A 9,600-nucleotide genomic window follows, 5' to 3' on the forward strand; every position below is an offset into this window, starting at 1 on the left:
GTCTCGTGGTCCTTCTTGCCGTGCTCGTCCTTGGACCAGTCATCCCCGCCGACCAGAGACAGCGCCCCAGAGCCGGTGTGCATACCACCCTTCGGCTTCTCGTGGTCCTTCTTGCCGTGCTCGTCCTTGGACCAGTCATCCCCACCGACCAGAGACAGCGCCCCAGAGCCGGTGTGCATACCACCCTTCGGCTTGTCGTGGTCCTTCTTGCCGTGCTCGTCCTTGGACCAGTCATCCCCACCGACCAGAGACAGCGCCCCAGAGCCGGTGTGCATGCCACCCTTCGGCTTGTCGTGGTCCTTCTTGCTGTGGGCGGAACCGTCCTTGTCCCAGTCTCCTGCGGTGATCGCGTACGCGCCGGGTGCGGTGATCGCCAGGGTGGCGGCGGCGGCTGTCGCGGCGAAAAGAATGCGGGCAGAGCGCATCAATGACTTCCTTTCGTCTGCTGCGCCAGCTGACCCACTGTCGGCTTTTCATGCGCAGCGACATGCCCCACCGTCAGCTGCCGTCTATCGGCACGCCACTTGTGGTAGTGCATACGGGAGCTCGGCGTGGGCGGGGTAGCTCCGAAAGGGCGGTCAGCGCTGCATTCTGCATCCCCTGCCGTGCGTCTCGAACGTCAGACCGGGGGTTCCCATCTGCGCCCGGACCATGTCCCTCACCGCGTCGGGTCGACACGACGCCCCGTCAGACGCATTGCGGCACTTGCACGGGCAGTCCGTCTTGCAGGCAACAGAGCAGCGACGGGGGCAGCAGTCCTTGCCAGCCCAGCAGCCGCGTCTCGGTCACCCCGGGTTCGCGGCGTACCTCGAGGCCGGGCACAGAGGTGATGTGCCAGCCATCGTCGGAGGCCTGTGTCCGGGGTGACCGGTCGGGGGGCGGGTGCAGCCCGCCGCCGGCGTATGTATCCGTCAGCTCTGGTCCAGGGGGAGAGCGACGTCGACGACCTGGCTGCGGAGGAGGCAGGACGAGGTCGGCGCGGCCGTTGAGGACGTTGACATCGTAGAAGCGCTGCTTCCCGCCGGTCGTCACGGCCGCGAAGCCGTGGTTCGAGCCGTCGGAGGCCCGGTAGCAGATAGGCTCTTCTCCAGCAGCCACGCGGTGGTGTACTCCGTGCCCGCTGTCGAGCCGAGGACGACAGAGACCAGCACACCGAAGCCCAGGGCGGGGCCACCCACAGGGCACTCCAGGCGCCGGCTTCCTTGACGCCGGTGACGTGGGCAGTGCGATGGGCCAGCAGGTCTACCGCCAGCGACACCACTACCGTCGCGGCGAACGCCCCCACCACCACAGCCAGAGCGGGACCTCAAGCACAGCAGTCACTCCCCGACGGCCCATCCGACTCGCGGGCCTCCCATATCGCATTCTGCATCCATTCGCTCCCTTGAGCGATCCGGCCGGGTGGGCCCGGCGGGCTCCCGCACCTCGTCGACACGCACGGTGATGCTGAGGAGGGTGGCGGTCGTCCGGGACGCCCCTGGGTGAAGCCCCTGGCGCGGGACCACGCCAGGGGGCCTCGGACTGCGGAGGCCCTCTGGAGCTCAGCCCGTCACAATGAAAGCGTGGGCGTGGTTTACGTCCGAACCTCCACGCCCCGCCTCCGCGTGGTACCGAGGAGGTCGACATGAGTCACCCCACGGACGACCGGCGCGTTCTCGCCGAGATCGAACAGCGTCTCGCACGCGACGACCCCGAGCTCGTCGCCCGCATGGGCACGCTGAACCAGCAGTTTCTGCACGAACCGGAGGAGGCTCGCCCGGCAGCCCGTACGGGGCGACGTGATCGCCGCAGGGTGGCCGTGATCCTCTTCACGCTGATCGCGGTGCTCGGCCTGATCCTCACCACGATCCTGGGTGCCCCGTCGTCCCCGCCGCCCGGAGAGGACACAAGACCGGGCGCCCACTCCGGCGCCCTCCTGACTCCTCCAGCACGGTGACAATGCGCGCTGGGTCGACGCCGTCAGCTCGCCGCGTTGACGACGAGCACCAGCGGCTGGGTAGAGGCTCACGTCTGTGCTCCTCATGGGCCGGATGGGACACAGAACCGCCCCAGTGGGCACGTGAAGTCCACCAGGGCGGTCGCTTCTCGCCGTGAGTGTCAGACCGTCTGCCGCCCCATGAGGCGGACGAGCAGGTCGTCGAGGCTGACGAGCCCTGTGAGTTCGCCGTGCTCGTCGCGGACGAGGGCGAGCGAGGAGCGGCGCTGACGTAGCTGCTCGACGGCGTGGGAGGTGGTGTCCTCGGCGGCCAGTTCCGGGACGGGGCGGGCGAGGGCGCGGGCCGTGAGGGTACGGCCGCGGGTGCGGGCGACCAGGGCGTCGCGGGCGTGGACCGAGCCGAGGAACCGGCCGCCGTCGTGGACGAGGAGTCGGGACCGGCCGGCCTCGGTGGCCCGCGTCAGGATCGCGTCCAGCTCGGCGCTCGCTGGGACGGTGCTGATGTCCGCTGCCGGGATCTGGAGTTCTGCGACCGGCGTGTGGGGCTCGGTCAGGGAGCGGGTGATCAGCTGGGAGTCGGGCGCATCCGCCGGCAGAAATCAGTCCCGCGCCCTCAGGCGTCCCGGCCCGCAGGCCGAGCCCCTCCGCGCGGTCGTCCAGAGACGGCCAGGCGCCGAAGGAACGGGGCGGCGTGCTGTCCGTGCCGTCACGGGCCTCGTCATCGGGGTCGTCGGCGGGATCTACGGCATCGGCGGACACCTCGGCGCGCGGCCTCCGACGCCGGCTCATCGAAGGGCCTTGAGCAGCTCCGGGGCCGTCTGTGCGGCGGTCGCGGCGTCCTGGCGGTCGGCGGCGGCGCGCAGGGTGCGCAGGAGGGTGTCGATCCGCTCGGCTTCCGCCGGGGCGGTGTCCGAGCGGGCGCGGGACCAGGTGAGTTCGAGGGCGGTGACATCGCCCGCGACCGCGCCTTCGTCGGCGGCCCGTGCGTCGGCGGTCAACTGGCGGGCCCACAGCTCCATCCGGGACGACTCGACCGCCGCGAGCGGCTCGTACCGCAGGTGCAGGTCGAGGTCGTTCTGGGCGACCCGCAGGAGCGCCCCGCGCGTCAGCTCGGCGTCGCGGGCCTTCACGGCGCCGGCGAGGGAGTCGAGGTCGCGGTTCATCTGACGGGTCAGCAGCTCGGGTACGCGGTCCGAGGCGCGGTACGCGTCCCAGGCCGCACGGATGTTCTGCACCGACCCTTCGGACACCGCACCCGCACGGACCGCGTCGGAGAGCGCGGTGAGCCGTTCCGGCACCGGGCCCGGCGTGGCGTCCGTGGGGACGGCCAGGGACACCGCCTCCAGGTCGCCACCCGGGTCGCCGGTCGAGAACTCCCCGTACCCCGGAGCGAAGACCTTCTCCTCACGGCTGCCGTCCATGTGCAGCTCGCTCACCGTCATCGCGCCCTCCACCGGTCCGTAGGGCCCGGCGACCTTCTGGTCCACGGCCTTGACCGTGACCTCCTCGAAGACGACCTCCGGCACGTTCTCGGGGCGGTACACGTCCCCCGGGCTCGGCTGCGCAGGCATGATCATCGCGGCCGGGGCACCGGACCGGCCCGCCATCCAGGTGCCCTCGGTGTCGGCCACGACTCCGTCCTCGTAGTTGAAGACGTCCTCGCCGAGGTACCAGACCGAACCGTCGTCGGCCTGCGCGAACCAGTCGAGCGCGACCTCCTTGATCCGCCCGTCCGAGAACGCCGCGTACTGCAGTGTCCGCACCGCCACCCGCTCGCCGTCGCTCAGGGTGATCGTCCTGCCGTCGTCGGGCAGCAGTGAGAACTCGGTCCTGAACGGTTTGCCGTCCACCTGACCGCCATAGATCACCTGGTGGACCTCGGAGCTGGGATGGAGGGGGTTGGTGATCCGGGTGGGGTGAGTGAAGACAGGCTTGGTCGTGTCCACCCGGTCCTTCTCCGGGGCCAGCGGCAGGCACCGGTCCGTCTCCCTGCCCGTGGCCGGGTCCACGATCCGTACGCAGTCGGTACGGGGCGAGGGGGACGCCCCCGCCGTACAGGCGCCGAGGCTCGCCACCAGGGTCACGGTCACCGCGGCCGCCAGGTTCCTATTCATGACCGCCTCCTTCGGGCTCGTACCCCTCACGCTGGCACCCCGGCCCTGAAGAGACCCTGAACCACCCTGAACTCCCGTTCAGGGAAGCCGTACCTCGAACCGCGCCCCGCCGAGCCCCGGACTCGTGGTCACCGCCGCCGTACCACCGTGCGCCGCCACCAGCTCCGCCACGATCGCGAGGCCGAGGCCGCTCCCGCCCGGCTCCTCCCCGGACCGAGCGCGCGCCTCGTCGAGCCGTACGAACCGCTCGAAGACCCGCTCCCTTTCGGCCTCCGGCACCCCCGGCCCGTCGTCCTCCACCCCCAGCACGATGCCCCCGCCGGCCGGGTGCGCGAGGTCGAACGCGACCCGGGAGCGGGCGTGGCGGGCCGCGTTCTCGCCGAGATTCCGCAGCACCCGTCGTAGGGCCTGGGCATCGGCCTCCAGCCGTACGGGCGTCACCGCGGCCGTGCCGATCCGCAGCTGCGGCGCCTCCGCGCGCAGCCGCCGGGCCTCGTCGAGGACCAGGTCGTCCAGGTCCACGGGGGACGGGTGCGGGTGCAGCGCCCGCTCGTCCGCCCGGGCGAGGAGAAGCAGATCGTCGACGAGGCGCTGCATCCGCAGATCCTCGGCGAGGACGGTGCGCGCGAGGGTCTCCAGGGACGCGCGGTCCGGGTGGGCGAGCGCGAGTTCGACGTACTGGCGGATGGTGGCCACAGGGGAGCGCAGCTCGTGCGAGGCGTCGGAGACGAACCGGCGCTGGGCGGACTGCGCGCGTTCGAGGCGATCGAGCATGCGGTTCATGGTGGCGGCGAGGCGGGCGATCTCGTCACGGGAGTCCGGCTGCGGTACCCGGCGGTGCAGGGCGGTCGCGGAGATCGCGTCCACCTCGGAGCGGATCGCCGCGACCGGGGCGAGGGCGCGGCCCACGGCCGCCCAGGTCGCCCAGGCGGTCAGCAGGAGCAGCAGGGGCAGGCCGACGGCCAGCAGCCCGGTGACGATCCGGCTCGCCTCCGCGACCGCGACGAGCGCCCGCCCGACCACGACCGTCTGCTCCGCCCCGCCGGGGGCCGCCGCGACGGCCGTCACCACCAGGAACTCGTCCTCGTCCAGCGGGGTGACGAGACGGGACTCGCCGTCCCGGCCGGCGGCGGCCAGGGCGGGCAGCTCTTCGACGTTCGGGCTGGCGGCGACCACCCGGCCGGCGTCGTCCAGGACCTGGACGAACTGCTCGTCGGGATCGGCCACCGGTAGTGCCGGCACCCCGCGCCCCGCCTCGACGACTGCGGCCACCTGCTCGGCCCTCGCCCGGGCCGCCTGCCGTACGTCGTCGGTCAGTTCTGCCCGTAGCAGGGCGACCAGGGCCACCGCGCCGACGACCAGACCGACCGCGACGACGAGGACGGCCGCCACCGTCGACCGGAACCGGACGCTCCTGGCCGCCATCGGTCACCCGCCGTCGTCGGCCAGCCGGTAGCCGAAGCCCCGTACTGTCTCGATCGACGCCCGCCCGAAGGGCCGGTCGAGCTTGTTGCGCAGATGGCCGACGTACACCTCGACGATGTTCGGGTCGCCCTCGAAGGCGTCGTCCCAGACATGCGCCAGGATCTCCCGCTTGGACACCGTCTCGCCACGCCGTCGCAGAAGGTACTCGAGCAGGGCCAACTCGCGGGCGGTGAGCTCGACCCGTACCCCGCCCCGCGCGACCTCCTTGGCAGCCGGGTCCAGCCGCAGATCCCCCGCGATGAGCGCGGGGGGCCGCTCGCGCGGCTCGCGCCGCAGCAGCGCCCGAAGCCGGGCGAGGAGGACGGCGTACGAGAAAGGCTTCGTGAGGTAGTCGTCCGCGCCGGTGTCCAGCCCCTCGACCTCGTCCCACTCGCCCTCCTTGGCGGTGAGCATGAGGATCGGCGTCCAATTGCCCTCGGCGCGCAGCGCCGCACAGACGCGGTAACCGTTCAGTCCGGGCAGCATGATGTCAAGCACGATGGCGTCGTACGGGTGCTCCCGCGCCCGCCACAGGCCGTCGGTGCCGTCGTACGCGACGTCGACCGCGAAGCCCTCGGCCTCCAGGCCACTGCGCAGCCCTTCGCAGAAGCGCTTCTCATCGTCGACGACCAGAATCCGCATACCTCGATTGTGGTCCCGGTCGGCTGAAAATGGGCTGAACGACGGGGCGCCGTTGACCAGCACGGTCGGGTATGGGCGACGGGTCGAGACCGGGAGCAGGCCCTGGACGCCACCGAGGTCAGGCGTTGGTCACGAGGTCCGCGGTACGGCCGCTGGCGGTGACTCTGCCGGTGTTCAGGAGGTGCACTGTGTCGGTGTATGCGGTGATCAGGTGGAGCTCGTGAGAGACCATGACGACGGTCATGGCGCGGTCCGTGCGCAGACGGGCCAGGAGGTCCATGACGGTGGCCGCGGTCTCGGGGTCGAGCGCGGAGGTGATCTCGTCGCAGAGGAGGAAGTCGGGGTCGGTGGCCAGGGCTCGGGCGATGGAGACGCGCTGCCGCTGGCCGCCGGAGAGTTCGCCGGGGTAGCGGTCGGCGAAGTCGGCCGGGAGTTCGACCTGGCGGAGCAGCTCGGCGATCTGCCCCGCGACTCGCGGTCGCGGCACTGCCCTGTGCAGGCGCAGTGGGCGGGCCAGTGCGGCGCCGACGGTGCGGGACGGGTTCAGCGCGTCCAGCGGGTTCTGCGGCACGAGTTGGATCCGCCGTTGGTGCTCGCGCAGGCGCTTGCGGGCCGTGAACGACAGCGGGCCGCCGTCCAGGGTGAGCGTGCCCGAGTCCGCCGGCTGGAGTCCCGCCAGCACGCGGAGCAGGGTGGTCTTGCCCGAGCCGGAGGGGCCGACGATTCCGGTGGCGGAGCCGGGGGCGGCGTTGAAGTCCACGGTGTCGAGAGCCTGGTGGCGGCCGGCCCGGTGGGTGAAGGTGACGCTGACGCCGTGCGCGACCAGCCCTTGACCGTCCGCCTTGACGGTCGGTGCCGTGGGCCGGGTGCTGGGTTCGGCAGCCCGCTGGGACGGTACGTGCGCCAGTTCGGGCGCGGTGAGGTGTACGACGTGGTCGGCGCAGGCCTCGACGAGTTCGGGGTCGTGGCAGGCCATGACGACGGCCAGGCCGCGGGTGGCGGCCAGGTCCCGGAGGAGCTCGGCGATGTCGTCGCGCAGGGCGGAGTCGAGGCCGGCGGTGGGTTCGTCGAGGAGCAGGATCTCGGGGGTGCGGGCGAGGGCCCGGGCGAGGGCGACGCGGCGCTGTTGACCGCCGGATATCGCGGTGGGGCGGCGGTCGGGCAGGCCGTCGTCGACGGGGAGGCGGCATTCGCGCAGCAGGCCGAGAACGGCCTCGTCACTCGGGTCGGCTGCGGTCTCGGCGACGATGCGCCGGATCTTCATGCGGGGGTTGAGGGCGGAACCGGGGTCCTGGCCGACGTAGGCGATGCGGGTGCGGCGCAGCAGGCGCAGTTCGTCGGGCTCGAGTCGGTCGGGTCGGTGGCCCAGGACGTCCAGGGTGCCGGCCGTGATGGCCGCCTTGTCGGGGAGGTGTCCGATGAGGGCGCGGAGCAGGGTGGTCTTGCCGGAGCCGGAGGGGCCGGTCAGGGCGGTGATCTGGCCGGGCCGGATGGTCACGGAGGTCGGAGGGAGCAGGATCGGCCCTGCGGGGATGCGGATTTCGAGGCCGGTGGCGGAGGCCACTGGTGCGCCTGTGGCCGGGGTGGACCGGGAGGCCGTTGTGGGTGCGGTGTCGCTCACGAGGTGGTCACCGCCTTGAGTGCGGAGCGGGAGGCGAGGGAGGAGGAGGCCAGGTTGAAGCTGATGGCGAGGATGGCGATGGCCAGGCTCGGGGCGAGGACGGCCCAGGGGTTGAGGAGGATGCCGGGCGCGTTCTCCCTGATCATCAGGGCCCAGTCGGCGGCCGGGGGCTGCGGGCCGATCTGGAGGAAGCCGGCCATGGAGATGACGTAGACGGCTTCGACGAACCGTAGGCCGAACAGGGCGAGGACGGTGGCGCGCAGGTTGGGCAGCAGTTCGCGCAGGGCGATGTAGGAGGGGCGCTCACCCCGGGCGGTGGCGGCTTCGACGTAGCCGGCGGAGGCCAGGGGCGCCGCCGCGGAGGCCACGATGCGGACCGCGTAGGGCGTTCCGAGGACAATGGCAGCGGCGGTGACGGCCCAGCGTCCGCCGCCCGGCCAGGCCAGGGCGATGAGCATGATCCCGAGGACCGGCGGCAGCAGGATGAAGACGTCGGCGGTGCGCTCGATGGTCCGGCCCAGCCGGGGGCGCAGGACGGCGAGGCAGCCGAGCACGGTGGCGATTCCGGTGACCACGACGGCTATCAGGAGGGCTCCCGCTATCAGGGCGGTGCCGCCGTGGAGCAGTCTGCTCAGCACGTCTCGTCCGAGTTGGTCCCCTCCCAGCAGCGCTCCGTCGCCGGCAGCGGCGTAGGGAGCGGTGACGGGGGTGTCGAGGGGGTGGGCGGCGAGCCACGGGCCGGTCAGGGCCAAGGCGACGAGGAGCAGACCGGGCGCGACGCGGCGCAGGGTCCGGGCTCTGGTGCGGGCGGGTCGGGTGCGGCCGGGCGGGGCGGTGACGGGGGTGGCTGTCTTGGCGGCGCTCATGGGCGTGCTCCGAGGATGCGGGCGCGCAGGAGGTCGGCGGCCAGCAGGACGAGGCTGATGGCGGCTCCGGCGCAGGCGACGACCCCGGCGATCAAGGGGGTGTCGCGGGTGCTGACCGCGGAGGCCAGGAGGGAGCCGATGCCTGGGTAGTTGAAGAGAGTCTCCACGACGACTGCGCCGCCGAGGAGCATGCCGGTCGAGGTGGCGATGCCGGTGGCGATGGCGGGTATCGCGCCGGGCAGCGCGTGGCGGAGCACGACGCGGGTGAGGGGCAGTCCGTCGAGGTGGGCGGCTTCGACGTGCGGGGTGCGGGCCTGGTCGGCGAGGGCGCCGCGGACGATGCGGGTGTTCCATCCGGTCTGCGGGATGACCAGCGCCAGGACCGGCATGATCAGCATGGTCCAGGTGGTGAGGGAGCCGTCGGCGCCGGTGAGGGTGACGGCGGGGAGCCAGCCGGTCCACAGGGACAGCATGAGGAGGAGGGCGACCGAGACGACGAACTCCGGTACGGCGAACGCGGCGGTGGAGGTGTGGCCGATGATGCGATCGGTGAGGCGGCCGGGGCGGGTGGCGGCCCAGCAGCCGAGCACGAGGGAGGCCACGAGGGTGAGAGCGAAGGCTGTACCGCCGAGGACGAGCGTGTTGGGGAGGGGGTCGGCGAGGAGCTCGTTGACCTTCTGACCGCGGGCACTGGTGCCGAGGTCGCCGGTGGGCAGGGCCGTCATCCAGTCCGCGAATCGTTCCCAGACCGGCCGGTCGAGGCCGAGCAGGTGTCGGCGGGCCTCGACGTCGGCGGCGCTGTCGCCGCGTTCGGAGCTGGCGGTGGCCGCGTCGCCGGGGAGTAGTTCGACGGCGATGAACACCACGCCGAGCAGGATGACCAGCATGAGGGCCCGCCGGGCGACGGCAGCCGCCAGGGGCAGCAGGCGGGTGCCGAGCGGCGCTGTGGCCGCTTCC

Annotated in this window: 7 protein-coding genes and 3 pseudogenes; 1 reads left to right on the plus strand and 9 read right to left on the minus strand. The window is 72.2% G+C overall.

Annotation, left to right across the window (positions count from 1 at the left end; genetic code table 11):
* Nucleotides 1-425: pseudogene (locus ACFV9D_RS38715) on the minus strand (hypothetical protein); the annotation flags it as partial.
* A gap of 648 nt (nt 426-1,073) precedes the next feature.
* A pseudogene (locus tag ACFV9D_RS38720) lies at nt 1,074-1,338 on the minus strand (hypothetical protein); the annotation flags it as partial.
* 286 nt (nt 1,339-1,624) lie between these two features.
* Here ACFV9D_RS38720 and ACFV9D_RS38725 point away from each other — a divergent pair.
* Nucleotides 1,625-1,936: a DUF3040 domain-containing protein gene (locus ACFV9D_RS38725; protein ID WP_385157779.1), complete on the plus strand. Its 312-nt coding sequence runs from the start codon at nt 1,625-1,627 to the stop codon at nt 1,934-1,936.
* 161 nt (nt 1,937-2,097) lie between these two features.
* On the opposite strand, the pseudogene ACFV9D_RS38730 reads toward ACFV9D_RS38725, so the two are convergent.
* The 7 genes and pseudogenes from ACFV9D_RS38730 to ACFV9D_RS38760 form a co-directional block, all read right to left on the minus strand.
* Nucleotides 2,098-2,514, minus strand: a pseudogene (locus tag ACFV9D_RS38730) (CBS domain-containing protein); the annotation flags it as partial.
* Nucleotides 2,515-2,721: 207 nt separating this feature from the next.
* Nucleotides 2,722-4,050: a hypothetical protein gene (locus ACFV9D_RS38735; RefSeq protein ID WP_385157782.1), complete on the minus strand. Its 1,329-nt coding sequence runs from the start codon at nt 4,048-4,050 to the stop codon at nt 2,722-2,724.
* 78 nt (nt 4,051-4,128) lie between these two features.
* Nucleotides 4,129-5,475 (minus strand): sensor histidine kinase, encoded by a 1,347-nt coding sequence (locus ACFV9D_RS38740; RefSeq protein ID WP_385157784.1) that lies wholly within the window; start codon nt 5,473-5,475, stop codon nt 4,129-4,131.
* A gap of 3 nt (nt 5,476-5,478) precedes the next feature.
* Nucleotides 5,479-6,156 (minus strand): response regulator transcription factor, encoded by a 678-nt coding sequence (locus ACFV9D_RS38745; RefSeq protein ID WP_385157787.1) that lies wholly within the window; start codon nt 6,154-6,156, stop codon nt 5,479-5,481.
* Between the two features lie 118 nt (nt 6,157-6,274).
* Nucleotides 6,275-7,720 carry an ABC transporter ATP-binding protein gene (locus ACFV9D_RS38750; RefSeq protein WP_385157790.1) on the minus strand — a complete coding sequence of 482 codons (1,446 nt, stop codon included), beginning with the start codon at nt 7,718-7,720 and terminating at the stop codon, nt 6,275-6,277.
* A 53-nt stretch (nt 7,721-7,773) separates the two neighbouring features.
* Entirely contained in the window at nt 7,774-8,643 is an 870-nt protein-coding gene (locus ACFV9D_RS38755) for an ABC transporter permease (protein WP_385157792.1), read from the minus strand.
* Nucleotides 8,640-9,600, minus strand: a 961-nt coding sequence (locus ACFV9D_RS38760) for an ABC transporter permease (protein WP_385157795.1), incomplete at its 5' end; no start/stop codon positions are given. The genes ACFV9D_RS38755 and ACFV9D_RS38760, both read right to left, overlap by 4 nt.

It is taken from the genome of Streptomyces sp. NPDC059875, assembly GCF_042731085.1.
GTDB lineage: Bacteria > Actinomycetota > Actinomycetes > Streptomycetales > Streptomycetaceae > Streptomyces.

Excerpts from the sequence above, each read along its gene's own strand:
- ACFV9D_RS38725 (WP_385157779.1), top strand. The coding sequence starts at position 1,625 with ATGAGTCACCCCACGGACGACCGGCGCGTTCTCGCCGAGATCGAACAG.
- ACFV9D_RS38735 (WP_385157782.1), bottom strand. The coding sequence starts at position 4,050 with ATGAATAGGAACCTGGCGGCCGCGGTGACCGTGACCCTGGTGGCGAGC.
- ACFV9D_RS38740 (WP_385157784.1), bottom strand. The coding sequence starts at position 5,475 with ATGGCGGCCAGGAGCGTCCGGTTCCGGTCGACGGTGGCGGCCGTCCTC.
- ACFV9D_RS38745 (WP_385157787.1), bottom strand. The coding sequence starts at position 6,156 with ATGCGGATTCTGGTCGTCGACGATGAGAAGCGCTTCTGCGAAGGGCTG.
- ACFV9D_RS38755 (WP_385157792.1), bottom strand. The coding sequence starts at position 8,643 with ATGAGCGCCGCCAAGACAGCCACCCCCGTCACCGCCCCGCCCGGCCGC.